This window comes from Aeromonas sp. 82P, assembly GCF_051919365.1.
Lineage (GTDB): Bacteria > Pseudomonadota > Gammaproteobacteria > Enterobacterales > Aeromonadaceae > Aeromonas > Aeromonas veronii.
Genome location: NZ_JBQBEV010000001.1, coordinates 2,403,732 through 2,424,342, shown reverse-complemented (window position 1 = coordinate 2,424,342; position 20,611 = coordinate 2,403,732). Strand labels below are relative to the sequence as shown.

The following is a 20,611-nucleotide window of genomic DNA, read 5'->3' as shown; positions in this document are numbered from 1 at the left end:
GAGGAGTCACTGCTCCTCCCCATATCGGTTAAGGAGCCACCATGCACGAAATGTCTCTGGCCATGGCCGCCATCGATCTGGCGGCCGAACAGGCCACCCAGCGGGGCTTTAACAAGGTGACCGCCCTCTGGCTCGAGGTCGGCAGCTTCTCCTGCGTCGACCCGGACACCATTGCCTTCTGTTTTGAGGCGGCCGCCAAGGGCACCGCCGTCGAGGGCGCCCAGCTGCACTTTCAGCATCAGGCGGCAGAGGCCTGGTGTTACGACTGCAACCAGACGGTCACCCTCACCGAGCGCGGGCAAGCCTGTCCCGAATGTGGCGGATACAAATTACGAGTCGCGCAGGGTGATAGCCTGCGCATCACCGACATCGAGGTAAGTTGATATGTGTAGCGTATGCGGATGCGGCCAGGCGCGGATTGCCGGCCATGAGCACGATCATGAGCATCATCACGAACATGATCATAAGCACGACCATCATCATGCTCATGACACCCATCACCATCATGATCACGAGCAGAGTGCGCCACGCACCCTGATCATCCACCACCACTATCACCATCAGGGAGATGTCCATCACCACTACCACGGGGGGCGGGCTCCCATAAGCCATGAGGGGCATGATCACCCCCACGACCATCATCATGATCATGCCCACTCTCATGACCACGGCCATTCCCACGCGCATTCCCATGATCACAACCATGACCATGACCATGACCATGACCATGACCACCAGCAGGGTGATCTGCACTATGGCAAAGGGGAAGCGGGATTGTCGGTTCCGGGCATGGGGCAGCGTCAGCTGATCGCCATCGAGATGGATGTGCTGGCCAAGAACAATGCGCTGGCCGCCCACAACCGCGAGCACTTCACAGCTGCCGACCAGCTGGTGCTCAATCTGGTCTCTAGCCCGGGTTCAGGCAAAACCACTTTGCTGTGCGAAACCCTGCGCCAGCTGGCCAACAAGCGCCCCTGCGCCGTGATCGAAGGGGATCAGCAGACCAGCGCCGATGCGGATCGCATTCGTGCTACTGGCGTCCCTGCCGTGCAGATCAACACCGGCAAGGGCTGCCATCTGGACGCTAAAATGGTTCACGATGCCTGCCACCAACTGCCCGCCAATGAAGGGGGCATCCTCTTTATCGAGAACGTCGGCAATCTGGTCTGCCCCGCCAGCTTCGATCTCGGCGAGAAGTACAAGGTAGCGATCCTCTCCGTCACCGAGGGGGAAGAGAAGCCGCTGAAATATCCGGATATGTTCGCCGCCGCCCAGCTAATGGTAATCAACAAGATCGACCTGCTGCCCTACGTCAGCTTTGACGTGGCCCGCTGCATCGAGAACGCCAAACGGGTCAACCCCTATATTCAGGTGATCCAGGTCAGCGCCACCACAGGCGAAGGGATGGATGCCTGGCTTAACTGGCTGGCCACGGCCTGAACCAGAACCGGTTAAATGCCGCTGATAACGGTAGAAAACAAAAGAGGGAGGCTGATGCCTCCCTCTCTTTTATCTGCGCGCTTTGCCAACGGTTCTCTCTGTACAGAATGGCCAGCGACTCATACCCGCGTCCCCTCACCCTGGTCCTCTCCCCAGGGAGAGGGAACCGGTTTGTGGATGCCGACAGCATGCTGCAACTATACGACTCCCTCAAACGCCTCAGGGGGGCGCTTCGAGCATAACAACCAGCCATATTCTTAAACCCCGAGATTTTCCAAACCCTAAACCCCGAGCCTGGCGAAATGGCACCTTCTGCTCCCTTCTCCCCTTGCGGGAGAAGGGCTGGGGATGAGGGGGAACTAACGATCAGGCCGCACTTTCGGCCAATACACCCGTCGCAAGAGGCGCCTCACCAAAGCGCAGCACCCGATGGCAGATCTGGCGCAACAGCGCCTGCTGGTGACTGAAGATCACCATACCAAGCCCGCGCGGTTCGCACTCAATCATCAACTCCCGCCAGAGCTGGCGCTGAATTTGCGGATCCAGCTGGGCAGTCACCTCGTCGGCAATCAGCAGTCGGGTGCGGGGATCGAGGGCGCGCAGCAGCGCGATGCGGGCCAGCTCGCCACCGGAGAGTTGACCGGGTTTACGACCGAGCCATTCAGGCTTGACCATAAAGCGGGCCAGCATGGCCTCATCGGGGCGCCACACATCCCAGAGCGCCTGCCCGGTAGTGCGATAGGGATTGAAGGTGAGTTCAGGGTGCTGGGGCACCAGCTGGATGGGGTTATAGCCTTTTACCTGTTCAGGCACCGGCAGTCCATCCAGCAGGATCTGCCCGCCGGCCCCAACCGGTTGCCAACCCGCCAATACCCGCCCCAGGGTAGTCTTGCCATAACCGCTGGGGGCGGAGATGCCGAGCCGCTCCCCCGCTTTCACCGTCAGCGATAACCCCTGCCAGAGGGGGCGTTCCCCCTGGGCGATGGTGAGATTTCGAACTTCAAACATCAGGAAACCTCCGGCACAGAGAAGAGAGCATTGAACTCCGGCAGCGCCTGCCAGTGGGCGCGGAGCATCTCGCTCCCCAGCCCCTGACGAAGATGGTGGCTGCTCAGGGTATCGCTCACCTGCCCCTGATGCAGGGCCACGATGCGATCGGCAAAGCGGGCCGCCAGCGCCAAATCGTGGGTCACCCAGAGGATGCCGCTGCCCTGATTGGCCAATTCACGCAACTGACCGAGCAACAGACAGGCCAGCCCTTCGTCGAGCCAGGCGGTGATCTCGTCCGCCAGAATGTAGCGGGCGCCGCCAAGTGCCGCGGTGCAGGCCAGAATGCGCTTGGCCATGCCGCCGGAGAGCTGGCGCGGGTACCTGTCCAGGGTGGTCGCGGGCAGCTGGTAGCGCAGCAGCTGCTCGCCGAGCCGCTCGCGAGAACAATTCTGGCCGCAGAGACGTGCCGCACGCTCCAGCTGACGCTCCACCGTCAGCAGCGGATTGAGGGCGCTCACCCCCTGCGGCACATAGCAGAGGGTGTGGCCACGCAGACGGGCGCGGCTGGCATCGCACAGAGGCGTGCCATCGAGGGAGATGGTGCCATGCATCCGCAGGTTGTCCGGTAGCAGGGTCAGGGCGCTTTGCAGCAACAGGCTCTTGCCCTCGCCGCTCCCTCCCACCAGCGCCACGATTTCCCCCGGCGCCAGTTGCAGGCTGATATCGATCAGCAAAGGCTGCCAGCTGCGTCGCCCTAGCCAGGAGTAGTGGGCAGCCTCTATGGTCACCTGATCAAAACTCAGCATGGTTCACTCCTGTGCCACAGCAGCTGTTGCAGAGCGCGGGTAGCCTGATCAAAGAGCAGCACCAGCAGCAGCAACATCAACCCCGGGAAGAGGGCCAGCCACCAGCCGCCACCGGCCAGATAACGCAGGGCATCGGCCAGCAGCAGGCCCAGCGAAGCCTCGTGGGCCGCCAGCCCAAAACCGAGAAAGCTCAAGGCCGCGCTGTGCAGCACCGCATGGGGAAACATCAGCAAGGTGCCGATAAACCACTGGGGCAACAGCCCCGGCAGCAGGGGATGCGCCAGCGACGTAGCGCCCCCATCCCCTGACAGCGGGCCAGCACCACATAGTCGCTGCAGGCGATCCGCCGCGCTTCTGCGCAAAGGATCAGCGCCAACTTGGGCCAGTGGGTGAGCGCCACCGCCAGGATCACCCCGCGCATACCGCCCCCCACGGTAAAGCAGATCAGGATCAACAGCAGCATATGGGGCAGCGCCAGCATGGCGTCGATCACCATTCGCACCGCCGCATCACATCTGGGGTGAATGAGCGACACGCTTGCCGCCACCATGGCCAGCAGACCACTGCAGAGCGCCGTGCTGATGCCAAGCTCCAGACTGGTGAGGGTGCCCTGAAAGGCCCGCAACCAGAGATCCCGTCCCATCTGATCGGTGCCGAACCAGTGGGTCAGCGAGGGAGGCTGCTGGCGCGCCAGCAGATCCATCGGCACATCCTGATGAGAGAGGCTCCAGCCGTAAGTGGCCAGCAGCGCCAGCCCGATCATTGCCACGGCCAAGCGCACCATAGAGGGAAGCGGGTTAAACAGCATGCTCGCCCTCCCAACCCCGATTGATACGGGCCAGCAGCAAACTGGCCAACGTGTTGCCAATAAAGACCAGCAGGGTGCAAAAGAGCACTATGCCCATCAGCAAGGGGATATCCCCCCGCAGCCCCGCATCCACGGTGGCCTGGCCGAGCCCCGGGTAGGAGAAGACCTTCTCGGCCAAGAGCGATCCGCCAATCAGTTCACCGAGCGAGGCAAACTGCAGGCAGAGCGCCGGGGTCAGGGCGTGGCGCAGCACATGAAAACGCAGCATGGGCCAGCCGCCATCCCCCTGAGCGCGGGCGTAGCGGATAAAGTCGCTCTCCAGCACCTCGGCCACCCGCCCCCGGGTATGCAGGGCAATATTGCCCACCCCGAGCAGGGCGAGCGCGGTCACCGGCAGCAACAGATGACGCAGCCGCATGGCCCAGTCCACCTCATCGGCAGAAAGACCCGGCGTCCAGGCGCAGCAGACCGGCAGTAGCGGCCAGTGCACCGCAAACAGGGCGAGCAGCAACAGGCCGACCCAGAAGGTGGGCAGGGAAGCGAGCAGATAGGCAAACCGGCAAATCAGGCGATCGGGCCAGCGATTGAGATAGCGACCGGCGCAGAGGCCCAGCAAAATCCCGAAAAAGCCGGAGAGCAGCCAGGCGCCCGCCAGCAGCAGGAAGGAGGCGGCAAAGCGCTGGCCTATGACTTCACCCACAGGCGCGTTGTAGAGCATGGAGTAACCGAGATCCCCCTGCAGCACCAGGCTAAACCAGTGCCAGTAGCGCAGCCAGAGCGGCTGATCCAGCCCCCAGCGGGCGGCAATGCGGGCGTACTGCTCCGGCGGCACATGGAGCAGATCGTTGCCGATATAGGCCTTGATGGGGTCGATGGGGGAGTAACTCAGCAGCACAAAGGTGGCGACCGAGACCAGACATAACAGCCCTGCCAGACGCAGCAGGGCTTTTAGCAACAGATAACCTGAATGACTCAAGGGCGAACTTAACGGCACGTCCACCGCCAATCCTGCAGGTTGTTGAGGAGTGACCAGCTACCGTGGATTTCCGGCGCCCCCTTGCCAAGATCGATGCAACGGTTGGCGAGATAGGTGTGCTGCATATTGAGCAGCCAGGCCCAGGCGGCATCCCCCTGCACTCCGGCGCCCGTTTTGCCATCCCACTCCACCTGCTGCCAGACCGGCACGGCCGCCTGCCAGTTCGGGGCATCCAGCGCCTGCTTGAGGTGGCTATCCACCACAGGGTTGCTGTAGTAGCCCGGGTTGTAGAACTCCACGCCACCGGAGCCGCTCTGATAGTGGTGATAGAGCTCCATGGGATCCAGACTCCCCCACCCCATCAGCACCGGATTGGCGTGCATCTGCCGCTCCACCTGCTCCCAACTGCCGGACTTGAGGCTCACCTCGAGGCCAATTGGCTTAAGCATGGCCCGCACCGCTTCCGCCAGATCACGGCGGGTGCTGTCGCCACTGGTGTACCAGAGGGTAAAGGCGGCTCTCAGGGAGCCCTTGTGGCGAATGCCGTCACTGCCCATCTTCCAACCCGCCTCGTCAAGCAGGGCGTTGGCGTGAACCGCATCCCCATCCTTGAAGGCGGTGGCCTTGTTCAGCCAGGGCAGGCCTTCTACCGCGCTGTAGGCGGGGATGGCATGTCCTTCCAGCAGCTGGTCGGCCAGCAGCTTGCGGTCGATGACGTAGTTGATGGCGCGGCGCACCGCCACGTCCGAGGTCACGTCGTTGCCGATGGGATAACCCTTGGCATCTTTTTTACCCGCAGGAGGAATGGGGAAGACGATGCCGCGGTTCTCTACACTCGGCCGCACCCAGAGCTTGAGGGAAGCAGGCACGGTGGGCGCCAGTGACGGTGCGATACGCACCACATCGAGTTGGTTACTCTGGGCGGCGGCATAGGCGCTCTCTTCATCGATAAAGACAAAGACCAGCCGTTTGAAGTCATTGCTGCCGCCGGCGTAAAAGGGGTTCGCCTCCACTACCAGCTGCTGACCGGGCAGGAAGCTCACCAGCCGGTAGGGGCCGGCGCCGACCGGTTTTTGGGCATATGCTTTTGCGTCGTAATCCTGCTTCGACACTATCCCCAAGGATCCCAGCACGTTGACGAAGGTGCTCTGGGGAGCACTCAGGGTGATGGAAACTTCGGTGGGTGAGAGTACCTTGGCCGAGACAAAGTTGCCCATGTCGATCTTGCCGCCGCCCTGGGCTGCGCTGTTGTAGGTAAAGGCCACATCTTCGGCGGTGAGCGGCGCGCCGTTGGAGAATTTCAGGTCAGGCTTGAGGGTAATGAGCCACCCCTTGCCATCCTTGTTCGGGGTCACCGCTTGGGTGAGCACGTTTTGCCAGCTGAGATCGGCGTTCTGCTTGAGCAGCGGGCTGTGCAGCAGCAGGTAGCTGCCGTGGCTCCAGCCGAGCAGAGGGTCAAACCCTTCGGTGGGTTCGGCTCCGATGGCGAGCTTGAGCTCGGCAGGCACAGGTTGGGCAGCAGCCAGCGCCGCGTGAGAAGAGGTGCCCAGCAGCAGGGTCAACAGGGCAGTAGCGCTGGATCTGGCGTAATGGCGAAGGGAATTGCGAGAAACAGTCATGGGGATCCTTCTTGTTTTGTACCACTCACGGATCATCACTCAAAAACGAGGCGCAATGCGTGTCTGAACATGGGAGTGAGGGGCCAAAATGGCCCCCTATTCTAAACTTGATTTCGCGTGAAACCTAGCGACTATGCCGGTTGACCGCGCCGGGCACCGAATAGCCGTCTGCGACCCAGATCCACGCCGCCAGCCCCTTGCTGCACCGGCAAGGAGAGCAGCATCTTGAGGGTGCTGCTCACCAGTGCTCGCCCCTCCCCGGCCCCGAGATGGGGATCGAGCGGCGACATCAGGGAGCAGGCCAGCAGCTGACCACTTTCGGGCAGATCACCCACCATAAAGGTCATGTTGCCGCAGGGGAGCTGCAGGGCGAGGCGTTCGCTACTGCTGCGCACCGGCCAAAGCTGATCCGGCCCCGGCAGCACCACCACGCTCAGCATCCAGGGGGTGAGCACGCAGCCAAGCCACTGCCCTTCAAACAACGTGCACTCCGCAACGATTGGCATGGTGGCGTGATAGAAGGGCAACGTCTGCATCTCTTCGCGAGCGATCCGTTCGTACTGGGCTACCAGCAAGTGTGCTGGATTGGTGGCAAAACCGGCAAACTCCTGCGCCATCTCCGGTACTCTCTCCAGCACTCTCTCAGCCTCGCTTAAATGGGACTGCACCATAGGCCCTCCCGCGCTTGTTTAGCTTTCTCCTGCTCAGAGAGCGGGATGGCGGGGGCACCGACACTGGCCAGCAGGGTCAAGATCCGATCCGTCGCCTCCCCCATGGCAGCCGCCACCACCGGGGTGAGGCCGATGCGGGGTTCGAGAGATTCGGGCTCGACCCCGATCAGGGTGAGCCGCTTTGGCGACTCCCCCGTCATGTGCAGCGCCGAGAGCACATCCGCCAGCCCCAGCTGATGGGGGGAGATCTTGCGGCCAAACAGGGTCGGGATCTCCTCATCTTTCAGGGTCACTACGGTGCCCGGCGGATTACCGCTGCGCACCGCATCCGCCAGAATGATGTGATCGCGACTGGCCATCGCTTCGAGCAGCTCCATGCCGGCGGTACCGCCATCAAGCAGCTCGATGCCGGGGGCGAAACGGTAGTTGCGCCCCAGCCCCTCGACGATGCGAACCCCCACCGCCTCATCGCTCAACAGCAGGTTGCCGACGCCCAGGATCAGGATGTTCATCACAACACCTTCACCTGGGTCGTTTCGCCATTCTGGGTATCCACCACGTGAACCGCGCAGGACATGCAGGGATCGAACGAGTGGATGGTGCGCACCACTTCCAGCGGTTTGGCGGGATCCGCCACCGGGGTGCCCACCAGAGATTGCTCGTAGGGGCCGGGCTCATCATTGAAGTTGCGCGGGCCCGAGTTCCAAGTCGACGGCACCACCGCCTGATAGTTCTCGATCTTGCCACCCTTGATGACGATCCAGTGGGAAAGCATGCCGCGCGGCGCCTCTTCAAAGCCCACCCCGCGAAACTCCTTGTCCGCCGGGATCTCGGCCTTGATATAGGCGGTGGTGTCCCCCTTGCCAATGTTGTCCACCAGCGCCTTCCACTGGTGCGCCAGGGTGTCTTTCAGCACGCAGCAACGCACCGCCCGGCCGATGATGCGGCCCATGGTGGAGTGCAGCTGTTCGGTCTTGATGGCCGAACCGGTCAGCGCCTTGTAGATGCCGTTCAGCTGATCGAAATGCGCCACCGTCTCCGGGTGTTTGGCGGCGAGCTTCACCAACAGATCTGCGAGCGGCCCCACCTCCACCACCTTGCCGTAGAAGGTGGGGGATTTGACCCAGGAGTATTTGCCGTCATCCTGCCAGCCGGTGTAGTCGGGCTCGGTCTTGCCCTCCCAAGGCTTGAGGGGTTCGTCATCCTTGTACCAGGCGTGCTTGTTGCTCTCGGCGATGCCATCCATCAGCCAGGCATCCTGATGGCTCTCGATGGGGCGATACCCCGCCAGATTGCCATTCTCGATGTAGCCGCCCGGCATCAGGAAGCTGCCGCCGTTGGCGTCGGTGGGCAGCTCCGGCACGCTCAGGTAGTGCTTGGCCCCCTGCCCCAGTGTCAGCCACTCGGGGTAGTGCGCGGCGATGATGGCGGCATCCACCTTGTAGACCTGCTCGATAAACTCGCCGAGCCGATCGATAAAGCTCTTCACATAGAGCAGTCGCTCAAGGTTGAGCACGCTCGGCGCATCCAGATTGATGGGGTTGGCCACGCCACCCACCGCCAGATTCTGGATGTGGGGGGTCTTGCCGCCGAGGATGGCGACGATGCGGTTGGCATCGCGCTGGCACTCCAGCGCCTGCAGGTAGTGGGCCACGGCGATGAGGTTCACCTCCGGGCTCAGCTTCATCTCCTTGTGACCCCAGTAGCCGTTGGCAAAGATGCCGAGCTGGCCGCTGGCGACCAACGCACGGATTTTATCCTGCACCTTGGTCAGCTCGTCGGCACTGTTGAGGGACCAGGTGGACACCCCTTTGAGGATATCCGCCGCTTTTTGCGGATTGGCCTGCAGCGCCGCCGTGATGTCCACCCAGTCCAGCGCGGAGAGCTGGTAGAAGTGAACGATGTGATCGTGAATGTTGTGGGCCGCGATAATGAGGTTGCGGATGAACTGGGCATTGACCGGCACCTTGGCGCCGATGGCGTTCTCCACCGCCCGCACCGAAGCGATGGCGTGAATGGAGGTACATACCCCGCAGATGCGCTGCACAATCATCCAGGCATCGCGCGGGTCGTTGCCCTTGACGATCTCCTCCATCCCGCGCCACATGGTGCCGGACGACCAGGCTTTGGTCACTTTTCCGCCTTCGATTTCGCAGTCGATACGCAGGTGCCCCTCAATGCGGGTGATGGGGTCTATGGTGATACGTTGGCTCATACGTTGGCTTTCCCTCGGGCCTGATAATCTTGGTGAACACGTTCAAGTGATGGCAGTACCGGCAAGAGCCGGATCAACAGCAAATAGGCACACACCTCGATGGCGACGAAGCCCAGGGAGATCAGTACCTCCTCCGCGGAGGGGAAGTAGTGGTAGCCATTGCCGGGGTTGAAGGCGAGCAGGGAGTAATCCAGTCGCCAGAGGGCTGCGCCCAGCAGCATGCTGAGGGCCCCCAGGAACAACATGCGTGAATCGCGGCGGCTCTTGTCCCAGTGGAACACCAGCAGCGGGAAGATCATCAGCGCAATCTCGCTCCAGAACATGATGGAGAAGCGATTGAGATCGGAGAGGTACTCCGACTTGTCATTGATGACGATCTCGGCAAAGCGCAGCGCCACAAACAGGATCAGGAAGATGTCGATCACCTGGGTCAGCTTGTAGAACAGCGACTTCTCGTTGGGGCCCCGCCCCGCCAGTCCCGCCTGCACCAGAGAGCCCTCAAACACCACGATGGAAAAGCCCATGATAAAGGCGGTCAGAAGCGAGAAGACCGGCAGCAGCTCGTAGCTTTGCCAGAGCGGATGGATCTTCTCCCCCGCCACTATCATCAACGAGCCCATCGAGGATTGGTGCATGGTGGGCAGCAGCGCCCCCAGCGCCAGCACGAAGAACATGATCTTGTTGAGGCGAATGAGTGACGCCTTCCAGCCGAACTTCTCCAGCAGCACGGGCGCAAACTCCAGCGCCATCACCCCGATATAGATGGTCATGCAGACCGCCGTCTCGAACAGCACCGAGGAGGTGTTGAAGTGACCGGGCAGATAGAAGTACGGCAGGTTCCAGTAACGCCCCACGTCGATGGTGATGGAGAGACCACCGAGCGAGTAGCCGAACAGGCTCGCCAACAGGGCCGGTCGCACCAGTGGGTGATACTCGCCCCGGTTGAACACATAGACCGCCCAGGCCAGCGCCCAGCCGCCACAGGCGAAACCGGTGCCGATCAAGAGATCGAATGAGATCCACAACCCCCAGGGGTAACCCCCGTTCAGGTCAGTGACCGAACCCAGCCCGAAGAAGAGGCGTTTCAAGATCAACATGCCGCACAGCACGGCAAAGGGGGCCAGCACCAGTACCGGCCAGCTGACCAGCTTGCCGCCGAGCGGATGCGCCTTGTGATTACTCATGATCCTTGCCCCCCTTTGCTGAACTCTGATCTTTAATCTGAGCGCTGCTCTGATCATGACCATCATCATGATGGTGATCGTGACCGTTCTTCTTGCTATTGCGACGAATGAGCACCGAGAGTCCGGTCAGCACCACCATGGGCAGTACCATCCCCTTGTAGAGGGTGTGCTGGATATGCTCGGAGCGAGCACCGGAGGAGAGCTCCGGCAAGTCGGGCATGTCGAGCTTGGTATAAGGCACCCCGGCCAGCACCAGCACCTGGGTGCCGCCCCCCTCCTTCTCGCCATAGACGTAAGGCTGGTAGTTGGGCACCTCGTGCAGATAAGGATCGTTGGCGCTGAAGGTCTGGCGCGGATAGGCATATTCACTGCCCGGGGTCGCCAGCAGGCGACGCTTGGCCTCGGCCATCAGCTCCTCGCGGGTGCCAAAAATCACGGCGCCGGTGGGGCACACCTCGACACAGCCGGGCAATTTGCCCTGATCGATCCGTTCAAGCCCCTTCTGGTTGCAGAGCTCGCACTTGTGGATCGCCCCCAAGGGGTTGTCGTAGTCATATTTGGGCACATCGAACGGGCAGCCCACCATGCAGTAACGGCAGCCGGTACAGACGTCCGGATCGTAGTGAACGATGCCGGTCTTGGGATCTTTGGTCAGCGCCTGCACCGGACAGACCGAGACGCAGTTGGGATCGACGCAGTGCATGCACTGCTTCTTGATGTAGGCGTAGCCATCCACCAGCTGATCCTTGTGCTCGCCAGTGCCGCTCTTCCACACCTGAATGATGTTGTTGGTGTAGGGCGTCAGCTTGTCGTTGGTGGACCAGGTCTGTGCTCCCTCCGGATTGGACGGGTTGCCATTCAAACGCTGACACTCCGCCACACAGGCCTGACAGCCGACGCAGAGGGTGGAGTCATACAACATGCCGAGCGCCCCGGGAATGGGCGGCTTGTTCTTGGCCGCCGCCATGGCGGTGCCGGGCACGGCAGCCCCTGCCGCCAGTGCACTGGCAGAGGCGAATTTGAGGAAATTGCGTCTGTTCACGGTTACTCCTCCCGTGATGGGTGCTGCCCGGCTTCGTGGCGCTTCTGCTGGCGACCGAGTTCACGCACCGTCATCAGACTCACCCCCACCAGCACCCCGAGGGCGCCACCGATAAGGCCGGTCGCAGTGGGCGAGGTATAGCCCCCTTCCTGGATCTTCACGTCGGGTTTATCCACCCGCGGAGTCGGGTTCTCTACCTTGGCGAGCTGGAAGATCCCCTTGCTGAAGCCAACACCCTGCTCGTTACAGCCATAGCAGGGATGGCCGATGCCGACCGGCCAGATGCCGCCGCCCACATCGCAGAACTCCAGGGTCGAGCAGTTGCCATAGGTTTCCGGCCCCTTGCAGCCCAGATGGTAGAGGCACCAGCCCTGACGGTGCCCCTCGTCGCCAAACTCCTTGGCAAAACGGCCAGCATCGAAATGCGGACGACGCTCGCAGTTCTCGTGGATCAGTCGCTCGTAGGCAAACAGCGGACGCTTTTTGCTATCCAGCGCCGGCAGCTTGCCGTAGGTGATGTAGTAGGCAACCGTGGTGAGGAAGTTGTGAGGATTGGGCGGGCAACCCGGGATATTGATGATCGGGGTGCCGATATTGCCGAGGGCTTCTTCGAGACTAACGGCGCCGGTCGGGTTGCCGCCGCTGGCGGGCACACCGCCCCAAGCGGAGCAGGAGCCGATGGCGATCACCGCAGCCGCGTCGGCGGCAGCACGGCGAATATGGTCGACGATAGGCTCACCGGCCACCATGCAGTAGACGCCACCATCTTTGAGCGGAATGGAGCCATCCACCACCAGCACATACTTGCCTTTATAGCGCTTGATGGCGTTGTGCTTGTTCTCTTCCGCCTGATGACCAAAGGCCGCCGAGAGCACCTCGTGGTACTCCAGCGAAATGGTGTTGAGGATCAGGTTCTCGATGGTGGGGTGGGTGGCCCGCAGCAGCGATTCGGTACAACCGGTGCACTCCTGCGCCCCAATCCAGATCACCGGCGGCCGTTCGGGGCTGGTGAGCGCAGTGGCCATCTTGGCGACGGCATGCTGACTTAATCCCAGGGTTGCGGCCATCCCGGCACACAATTTCATAAAATCACGGCGATTAATCCCATGAGCCGATAAAAAATTATCCTCGACCATTCTTCTTATTCCCGTAGTGAGCACTTGTTTGATAAATGCTTAATAGCGGAAATGCTAAGGACTCACCCACCCTGCAGTATTGATCTCTATCAATTTCGACCGGCTTACCCCTATTTTCATAGCGAGCCACATCACAAATGAAATTAATTACCCCCAAAGAGATATTTAGCATCCCCATAAATTTTATGAACTTAATTGGATATTAAATAATTAATCACTGCATATCCTCTCTTTCACTGTGAGCCAAATTAACATGATTGAAATCTTGGCTATACCGCTCATTTCACAATACTGATGCCCACCAATAAATGATCCATTGAATATATCTTTACTCATCTCATTGCATATTCCATACAGTCATCCACGGAACAACCTCCTGACTTGCCTCCCCACACCAGAACGGTCTCACGGCCAGCTGCCACCGGTAGCAAGCACGGCACGGCACGGCACGGCACGGCACGATTTACCTGCATGTCGCTTGGTTTCAGTTTGCATTTTACCTGCGCTTCAGTGCGACACGTTCTACTGCTAGCGCACACAACACAACCCCGCTTAGCCTCCCTGCCGTTTAACACAGGTTAATGAAAAGATGCCGCCGAGGTATGCATATCAATACGCTCCCCCCACTCTTTATTGTCTTGGATGCTGGTGAGTAAAATATCGCACTCACGGATATGTTTACGCATCATCGTGAATCTGCATTCAAATTAATGGTAAGAGAAAATGCAAGGTGGAAGGCTGCCTGCAACATAGTGATCATATTTAACTCGCGATACATTCGCTCATCCGGTTACAGATGTTACTGCCCACCTTCACACTATTTACCTTCACGTCACCCTGCGTAATTAACCAGAGCGTAAATATCCATCTCCATCGATATAGATGATAATTATTCTTGTTCAATGGCAACCCCAAAAAATGAGTTTGGATGACGATGAACATGACAAACGATAAGCGTGTTAATCATCAGCCGAGCAGTGGCTCCAGCAACTACCTTGCCTTATCAAACTCGAACTCGTTGACAGCCCTGCTCACCTCGTGAAATGCAGCCCGCAGCGGCCGCAGTTGCAGAGAGATGCCTACCCGATAACCACGCCATGGAACCTTGTTTCTGGCGGGCCCTACGGACACTTGCCAAGTGCGGGAATTGAACAAAAAAACGAGAAAAATCAAGATAGATAGTCAATTAAAATGACATAATTGACTATAGTTAAATCGAACGTTTGAAAAACGTGACCACTTCACATGGGCCCAGCGCAATGACCACTGAACGGGAACTGTTGATCCGCTCACTGTTTGATGAGTACATCGAGCTGTATTCATCACGGGATGATCGGCTCACCACGCGGTTTAGCGACAATTTTAGCGGTTTTGCCGGCAGCAGTGATGTTCTGGTTACCGATAAAGATGAGTGGATCCGGATAACCCGCCGCGATTTTGCCCAGATCCCGGGCAGAATCCACCTGGAAATACTCGATGTGAGCCTGCAAGATCTGGCCGCTGACGTGGTGGCTGTCACCGCCTTCTTCCATATCCATCTACCGAAATCAGAACCTATCCTTTCCCGCAGAACCGCCAGGCTGGTGCTGATGTTTCGGCATGAAGCCATGGCGTGGAAAATTGCTCACAGCAGCATCTCCATCCCTTACGGTCTGGCTCGCGAGAACGAAATCTATCCGATGACCAGTCTGGAGGAGCGCCAACATGAGCTGGAGCTCATTATCGAGCTCAGAACCAAGGAGCTGGCGGAAGCGAACCGAAAACTGGAAGCGCTCAGCAATACCGACGGGCTCACCAATATCGGTAACCGTCGTCTGTTCGACAACTCATTGAACCAGGCCTGGGAGCACTGTATTCAGACAGAGATGCCGATTGCGCTCATCATGCTCGACATCGATCATTTCAAGCAGTTCAACGACCTCTATGGCCACGTTGCCGGTGACGAGTGCCTTCGATTGCTGGCCCATACCCTGGCGCTATCCGGGCGCCGCTCGGGGGAGTTGGTGGCCCGCTACGGCGGAGAGGAATTTGTCATCCTGTTGCCACATGTCGAGCGTCAATCCGCCTATGAAATTGCCCAACATATCCAGCGACTGATTTTTGCACTCGCGCAGCCACACGCACAAAATACCACCGGTCTGGTGACCGTTAGCATGGGTGTCGCCTGCCTCAGACCATCGAGTCACTGGCAGCCGTCTGAACTGGTCAAACTGGCTGATGCTGCGCTCTACACCGCCAAATCATCCGGCCGTAACTGCATCAGAGTGGCGGAGTCACCCAGCCTCCCGCAACCAGTTTGCCCATAAGTCCCTCATGCGTGACCATCCTCCCCGTGGGGAACCACTGCGCGCTAACCATGCACGGCAAGGCTCAACGCATCCCATCGCAACATACCTTCCCACTGATCCAGTGTGCTTTGATAGGTATCTGCCGCGTTGTAATGGACCATGGCATGCAGGCGGGCATGATGGCCAAGTCGCTTGACCACGTCGGGCATGGCATTGAGGCTGGCCAGCACCCGCGCCAGATCGCCGGGATCGTTTGGCTGATATTTGCGGCAATTCACGTCATCGGTGAGGTGTCGATCCCACCAGGCGCCATCGGCCGGGATCACTACGCATAATCCTGCCGCCATGGCCTCCAGAATGGAGAGGCCAAAGGGTTCCTGATGACTGGTGGAGACAAAAATGCCGCATTGAGATCGGATCTCGTCAAGATTGGCGGGGTTGGCATACCAGTGCGTGTCTGGCAGTTGTGGCTGGGGCTGGCTACAGGGTTGCAGCGTGCCCTTGGGTTGCAGATAGCACACCATCAGCTCGGGGCGAGCGTCAGGGAGCAGTTGATGGGCGGCCAGCATGGTCTCTAGCCCCTTCCAGCGCAGCAACGAGGCCGCCCACAAAATACGAGGCCCCCCCAGGGTCGCTTTGGGCCAATCAATCTCGCTCAAGCCATTGGTAAATGGCTGCCAGTGTGACGGGAGCTCGGTCTCGCCAAGCCGGGCCAGCAATGCCGCCAGGGAGCTGCGCGTCGATTCGAGATAAAATACAAAACTCGCCCGCTGCAGGGCTCTGGCAGAGAGCCCCGAACACCCCACAGGGCCATGGATCAGCTGAACCACCCGGCACCGCAACCAGCGGGCCGCCCAGTAACAGCAGAGATCCACCCCCGGCCCGGACGCCGCTACCAGGCACTTCACCTGCCCCAAGCGCAGCACAAGCCAGAGGATCAGCAGGGTCTGCCACCCCTGTTTGAGCAGATAGCCGATGCCGGACTCCCGCCCCTTCAATATGTGGGGCAGCCAAAGAGGATGATGCTGACAACGGGGCCAGGAGTCGGGATCCTGGGTCAACACATGGCATGTGAGCCCGGGCATCCGTTTGGCCAACTCATCGAGCAGCACCTCGGTCGCAACCTTGGAGCCCCCGCGAAACGGGATGGGATCCACAACGATGATCTTTCCGAACACCGGCTCAGTTTGCATGCTCATCTTGCTGCTCCCTTACTCTGGCACCTTGCGGCGGCCAAACCCCAGTTGCACTTTTTGCGCCACTCTTGCCATCCCACTCGCCAGCATATTGCGACCTCTGGCAAGGAGGCGTTGCCCCGCCCAATGCATGAGTGGTCGGAAGGGTGTGGGGGCCGTGGCGTGCCAACGACCAGCCAGCGCGGCGTCCCACACCGCCGTGACCCCGTCAACGTAGCGCGCCACCGTGAACAACTGTGCGGCACGCAGTTGAGCGGCCCGCCCCATTTCACATCGGCGTTGAGGATTACTCAATTGCCGCCAGTGATCAGCCATCTCAGCCCAATCCCCCGGGGTTGCCAGCAAGCCGGTCACCCCCTCTTCCACCACTTCGGGGATGCCGCCCACTCGGTAAGCACTGACCGGGAGCCCCAACATGCCCGCCTCCGCCAACGTCAGACCAAACACCTCCTCACGGGCTCCGGAGACCAGCAGATCCACCCCGCCTCGCAAGATAGCGGCACTGTCTGGTCGCTCGCCGAGAAAGTGGACCCGCTCGGCCACCCCGAGCTCGACAGCCAACGCCACCAATGCTTCCCGCTCCGGACCGCTGCCAATAATCAGCAACTGAGCCTCCTCCCCCGATGCCATCAGGGCAGCCAGCGAGCGGATCAGCAGATCAATCCCCTTGCGTTTGATCAATGAGCCGACGGTTGCGATGATCATATCCCCCGGGGGCAAGCCCAGCATGCCGACGACCGGCCAGTGAGCACCGCCATTCAGGCGAGCGGCATCCACCCCGTTGGGAACCCGGATCAACCGCTCGGCCGCGCAGCCATCCTGGCGCCAACCAGTCAACACCGGCTCGCTCACCCCGATCAGCACGCTTGCCTGATGAACCCGCAGGCTGAATCTGTCTCTTGGCTGGTAACGGGCATGGAGGTGGCACACCAGCGGTACCTGCAACACTCGACAGACACCCACCAGCCACTGACAAGGGGCCGCGCTGTTTGCATGCACCAGCCCAATCTGCCGTTCGGTGATGAGCTCTCTGGCTCGCCGGGAGAGGCGCCGATGGGCCGCAAGATCAAAGCGGGGCACCTGCCATCCCAGCAGCAGGCTGAACGGCTCGACCATGGCTTCTATCCCGAGGGTGGCCGCCTCTGCCGCCAGCGTCGGGCTATTGCACCAGAGCAACGGCGTAAACCGGCTGCGATCGAGGTGGGCCAGCAGATCCAGCAGGCAGCGTTCGCTGCCGCGGATCCAGTCCTCTCCGTAGTGAACCAGCAAAACAGGGGTTGCGTTCATCCTCTTGCTCCCTTGGGTGGCACTGCCGGCAACCGGGTTGCCTCCTGATGATCCTCAGCGGTGGCCTTCACCTCTGTGGCCGCCTGCTGCACGTACTTGATGGCGGCGACGGCCAGCGCCAATTCCAGATAGATGGGCCAGGTAAACCCCTGGGTCAGGAAGGATCCCGAAATCACAAACCCCACCATGCTGGCCATCACCCCCTGCATCGCCGTGATCACTGCAGGAGGCATGCCAGCAAGCTGGCAACGCCAGCAACTGCGCAGGGTCACCGCCACCATGCCGATAAACAGCGCCAGCCCGACAAAGCCGGTTTCAGCCAGCACCCCGAACCAGGTGGAGTGCACCGCATGATTGAGTCCATCCCAATGGGGGCTGTAGAAGAAGTAGTTGTAATAGAAATTGGACAAGCCCACCCCCACCAGCGGATGGCCCAGCGCCATGCCCCAGGCCGCTTGCCAGGCGTAGATCCGCCCCATGGCCGAGGCATCGACCCCACTCTCGGCAGCACCGCCAGATGCCCGGTCGCTGATCCCGGCGGCGGCAAACAGCACCACCAGCGCGACCATCCCCAGCGAGATCAACAGGGTTTTCGACTTCACCCGCTGCCAGGCAAACAGGCCACCAACGGCGCAGATACCCAGCAAACCACCCCGGCTCTGGGTGGCGATAATGGCAGCCGCAGTCAGCGCAAAGCCGAGCCCACCCAGTAAACGCCCCCCCACCCCATTACCCTGATTGAGCAGCAAGCTCAGCGAAAAACCGGCAGGAAAGAGCAGCACCAGCGCCAGATCGTTGGGATCACCCAGCACAGAGCCCAGCTCGCGCCCTATGGTCACCCGGGTCCCCTCCACCAGCCCGATCCCGCTCGCCTTGTTGTAGAGGGCCACCAGCGCCACCAGACAGCCCGCTACCACGAAGGTGCGCACCGCCAACGCAAAATCCCCCGGAGTGCGCACCAGCCAGGCGGTGGCCAGGGTCATCAGATAGATCTTGCTGTAGCTGCCGGTCCAGGTGGCGATCGCCTCGCCCCGGTTGCTGGCAAACAGCACACCGATGGAGACCATCACAAAGAAGGCCGTCAGCCAGCTCAGGGCTGGACTCCAGTAGGGCTTGATCCGGCCGGTCAGCAAAATGTGCCAGACCAGCGCGCCGATGGCAGCCAGCGAGAAGAGCAGCGGGATCTTGAGGGGATAGAGCTGGGGGAACACCTCATGCAGCCGAAAGAAGGAGAAGGTGACAAACCCCAGCACCATCAAGAATGGCCAGCGCAGGGCAAACCAGATGGCGGGAATGGCAAGGCCGAGCACCGGCAGCAGCAAGGGATGGGGCAGCCGCCACCAGAGCAGAGCCAGCACCAGACAGATGGTGCTTGCCCAGATGGCTGGCGTTAGACGAGCCATGATCCTGCCCACCATTGGCCGAGCCAGACCATGGCCAGCGCCCCGAGGGAACTGGCCCAGAGGGTCGAGAGGCGATACGGCAGCGGCAGCAACCGCTGGCTCACCAGATAAAAGGCGAGCGCCCGTACCAAATAGACCAGCAGCAGGGTCCAGATCACCCCGGCGACCCCGAAGGGGGGGATGGAGAGCAGAAAGCCTGCCACCCCAAGGGCGCTGCAGCCCAGATTGATCACCATCTGGGCATTGCTCTTCTCGCCGCTAAAGCAGCCGACATTGAGCAAGTCCGAAACATTGCGCACCGCCATGCCCAGCACCAGCAGCGGAATGTAGGCGATCGCCCCGTGATAGCTCTCCGGGGTCAGCCAGCGAATAAGCAAGGGAGCGGTGAGCCCGACAATCCCCGCGGTGACAAACCCCAGTACCGACCCCATCACGCTGTAGTGGGCATTGAGCCGCAGTCCATCCGGCTCGCGCAGCAGCATGAAACGGCGGGGATACCACCAGAGGGCAAAGGGTTGCAGCAACAACCCCACCGCCAGCGCCAGCTTGCCCGCAACGGCGTAGTAGGCAAGCAGCGCCTCACCCACCACATCGGCCAGCAGCCAGCGATCCAGTCCGCTCAGGGCAAAGCCTGCCAGCCCGCTCACCACCAGGGGCAATCCATAGCGCAGCAGCGGCCGATAGTGCTGCCAGTCAAAGCGGATCCCGCTATCTCGCCACTGCCAGAGGCTCAGCAGCAACGCCAGTGCAACGCAGGTCAGGGTGCCGGAGGCCAGCACCCCGCTCACGCCCCAGCCGAGCCAGAGCCACCAGCCAGTCAGCAGGGACTGGATCACCGCCTTGCCTGCGGTCGCCACGAAAAAGAGCCGGGCCTGATTGCGCATGCGCAGCCATGCCAGCGGCACGCCGATCACCCCTTCAAACGGCAGGGCGCAAAGCACCCAGCGCACATCCGCAAGGCGGGTTTCCACCGGCAGCCAGGCTTGCACCACAGGCGCCAGCAGCCAGAGCAGCACCAGACTGGCCAGGGCGATCAGCCAGACCAGACCAAACATGCGGGCCACCACCTGCTGGCGTTCCTGCTCATCTTTCGCCAATCCGGCAAAACGGTAGAGGGCATCCACCAGCCCGAAACCAAGGATCAGGGAGCCCAGATTGATGAGGGTCAGCAGCACCTCCAGCTGGCCGTATTCACGAGGCAGCAGCTGATGGGTCAACACCGGCAGCATCAGCAGGGAGATCCCCTTCATCAGGAGCAAGCCGCCGGCGTAATAGAGCATGGCAATCTGGTTCACACCAAGTTTCATAGGGCCTCCCAGCCACCCGAAGCATCCTGCTCCGGGTCAGCTACCGCTAATGCAAAGCCCACGCCACTCACTCCCGCCCTGAAGCGATAGCCCCTCTGTGCGGCTTAACCGGCCTGAACAAGCCCAGAATGAGACTGGCATTTGCGTTTTGCACAACGCTGGCTGCAAATTGCACCGACCGGCGCAATCTGCCCCACCTCTTAGCCCCATTTGGCCCGATCTAGCTGGGGCCGTCCTGTTGGC

The 20,611-nt window shown here is 60.8% G+C and carries 18 protein-coding genes and 1 pseudogene; 3 read left to right on the top strand and 16 right to left on the bottom strand.

Annotation, left to right across the window (positions count from 1 at the left end):
- Positions 1-41: 41 nt before the first annotated feature.
- Complete coding sequence (gene hypA, locus ACTG2S_RS11115) at positions 42-383, top strand: hydrogenase maturation nickel metallochaperone HypA (protein WP_005301911.1); 342 nt, start codon at positions 42-44, stop codon at positions 381-383.
- Here the strand turns inward: hypA and ACTG2S_RS11110 are convergent.
- Positions 361-723 carry a hypothetical protein gene (locus ACTG2S_RS11110; RefSeq protein WP_274161571.1) on the bottom strand — a complete coding sequence of 121 codons (363 nt, stop codon included), beginning with the start codon at positions 721-723 and terminating at the stop codon, positions 361-363. The genes hypA and ACTG2S_RS11110 overlap by 23 nt on opposite strands.
- Between ACTG2S_RS11110 and hypB the strand changes: the two genes are divergently transcribed.
- A complete protein-coding gene (hypB, locus tag ACTG2S_RS11105) occupies positions 604-1,440 on the top strand; it encodes a hydrogenase nickel incorporation protein HypB (RefSeq protein ID WP_279499168.1) in 837 nt (278 codons plus the stop codon). The two genes, ACTG2S_RS11110 and hypB, sit on opposite strands and share 120 nt — an antisense overlap.
- Positions 1,441-1,806: 366 nt before the next feature.
- Here the strand turns inward: hypB and ACTG2S_RS11100 are convergent, their stop codons facing one another.
- The 11 genes and pseudogenes from ACTG2S_RS11100 to hybO form a co-directional block, all read right to left on the bottom strand.
- Entirely contained in the window at positions 1,807-2,448 is a 642-nt protein-coding gene (locus tag ACTG2S_RS11100; protein WP_274161558.1) for an ATP-binding cassette domain-containing protein, read from the bottom strand.
- Positions 2,448-3,236, bottom strand: coding sequence for an ATP-binding cassette domain-containing protein (locus tag ACTG2S_RS11095; RefSeq protein ID WP_274161559.1), 789 nt, complete (start codon positions 3,234-3,236; stop codon positions 2,448-2,450). Before ACTG2S_RS11095 ends, ACTG2S_RS11100 begins: the two co-directional genes overlap by 1 nt.
- Positions 3,230-4,044 (bottom strand): annotated as a pseudogene (locus tag ACTG2S_RS11090) (ABC transporter permease). The gene ACTG2S_RS11095 and the pseudogene ACTG2S_RS11090 overlap by 7 nt, the downstream one beginning before the upstream one ends.
- Positions 4,034-5,044 carry an ABC transporter permease gene (locus ACTG2S_RS11085; RefSeq protein WP_274161561.1) on the bottom strand — a complete coding sequence of 337 codons (1,011 nt, stop codon included), beginning with the start codon at positions 5,042-5,044 and terminating at the stop codon, positions 4,034-4,036. The pseudogene ACTG2S_RS11090 and the gene ACTG2S_RS11085 overlap by 11 nt, the downstream one beginning before the upstream one ends.
- Positions 5,029-6,639, bottom strand: a complete 1,611-nt coding sequence (locus ACTG2S_RS11080; RefSeq protein ID WP_274161562.1) for an ABC transporter substrate-binding protein — start codon at positions 6,637-6,639, stop codon at positions 5,029-5,031. Before ACTG2S_RS11080 ends, ACTG2S_RS11085 begins: the two co-directional genes overlap by 16 nt.
- Before the next feature lie 131 nt (positions 6,640-6,770).
- Positions 6,771-7,310 (bottom strand): hydrogenase-2 assembly chaperone, encoded by a 540-nt coding sequence (hybE, locus tag ACTG2S_RS11075; protein WP_274161563.1) that lies wholly within the window; start codon positions 7,308-7,310, stop codon positions 6,771-6,773.
- Positions 7,292-7,822 carry a HyaD/HybD family hydrogenase maturation endopeptidase gene (locus ACTG2S_RS11070; protein WP_274161564.1) on the bottom strand — a complete coding sequence of 177 codons (531 nt, stop codon included), beginning with the start codon at positions 7,820-7,822 and terminating at the stop codon, positions 7,292-7,294. The genes hybE and ACTG2S_RS11070 overlap by 19 nt, the downstream gene beginning before the upstream one ends.
- On the bottom strand, positions 7,822-9,525 hold the full coding sequence (gene hybC, locus ACTG2S_RS11065; protein ID WP_439982516.1) for a hydrogenase 2 large subunit: 1,704 nt from the start codon (positions 9,523-9,525) through the stop codon (positions 7,822-7,824). Before hybC ends, ACTG2S_RS11070 begins: the two co-directional genes overlap by 1 nt.
- A complete protein-coding gene (hybB, locus tag ACTG2S_RS11060) occupies positions 9,522-10,709 on the bottom strand; it encodes a Ni/Fe-hydrogenase cytochrome b subunit (protein WP_042648477.1) in 1,188 nt (395 codons plus the stop codon). The genes hybC and hybB overlap by 4 nt, the downstream gene beginning before the upstream one ends.
- Positions 10,702-11,751, bottom strand: coding sequence for a hydrogenase 2 operon protein HybA (hybA, locus tag ACTG2S_RS11055; RefSeq protein ID WP_439982515.1), 1,050 nt, complete (start codon positions 11,749-11,751; stop codon positions 10,702-10,704). The genes hybB and hybA overlap by 8 nt, the downstream gene beginning before the upstream one ends.
- A 2-nt stretch (positions 11,752-11,753) precedes the next feature.
- Positions 11,754-12,887: a hydrogenase 2 small subunit gene (hybO, locus tag ACTG2S_RS11050; RefSeq protein WP_139462738.1), complete on the bottom strand. Its 1,134-nt coding sequence runs from the start codon at positions 12,885-12,887 to the stop codon at positions 11,754-11,756.
- Between the two features lie 1,232 nt (positions 12,888-14,119).
- On the opposite strand from hybO, the gene ACTG2S_RS11045 reads away from it, so the two are divergent.
- Positions 14,120-15,193 carry a GGDEF domain-containing protein gene (locus tag ACTG2S_RS11045; protein WP_274161573.1) on the top strand — a complete coding sequence of 358 codons (1,074 nt, stop codon included), beginning with the start codon at positions 14,120-14,122 and terminating at the stop codon, positions 15,191-15,193.
- A 44-nt stretch (positions 15,194-15,237) separates the two neighbouring features.
- Here the strand turns inward: ACTG2S_RS11045 and ACTG2S_RS11040 are convergent, their stop codons facing one another.
- From ACTG2S_RS11040 to ACTG2S_RS11025, 4 genes are read right to left on the bottom strand one after another with little or no spacing between them, the layout of a single operon-like run.
- Positions 15,238-16,374 carry a glycosyltransferase family 4 protein gene (locus tag ACTG2S_RS11040; RefSeq protein ID WP_279498194.1) on the bottom strand — a complete coding sequence of 379 codons (1,137 nt, stop codon included), beginning with the start codon at positions 16,372-16,374 and terminating at the stop codon, positions 15,238-15,240.
- Between the two features lie 12 nt (positions 16,375-16,386).
- Positions 16,387-17,658 carry a glycosyltransferase family 4 protein gene (locus ACTG2S_RS11035; RefSeq protein ID WP_439982513.1) on the bottom strand — a complete coding sequence of 424 codons (1,272 nt, stop codon included), beginning with the start codon at positions 17,656-17,658 and terminating at the stop codon, positions 16,387-16,389.
- Positions 17,655-19,061, bottom strand: coding sequence for an O-antigen ligase family protein (locus ACTG2S_RS11030; RefSeq protein ID WP_421289430.1), 1,407 nt, complete (start codon positions 19,059-19,061; stop codon positions 17,655-17,657). Before ACTG2S_RS11030 ends, ACTG2S_RS11035 begins: the two co-directional genes overlap by 4 nt.
- Positions 19,049-20,368: a lipopolysaccharide biosynthesis protein gene (locus tag ACTG2S_RS11025; RefSeq protein ID WP_101530760.1), complete on the bottom strand. Its 1,320-nt coding sequence runs from the start codon at positions 20,366-20,368 to the stop codon at positions 19,049-19,051. The genes ACTG2S_RS11030 and ACTG2S_RS11025 overlap by 13 nt, the downstream gene beginning before the upstream one ends.
- Positions 20,369-20,611: the final 243 nt, after the last annotated feature.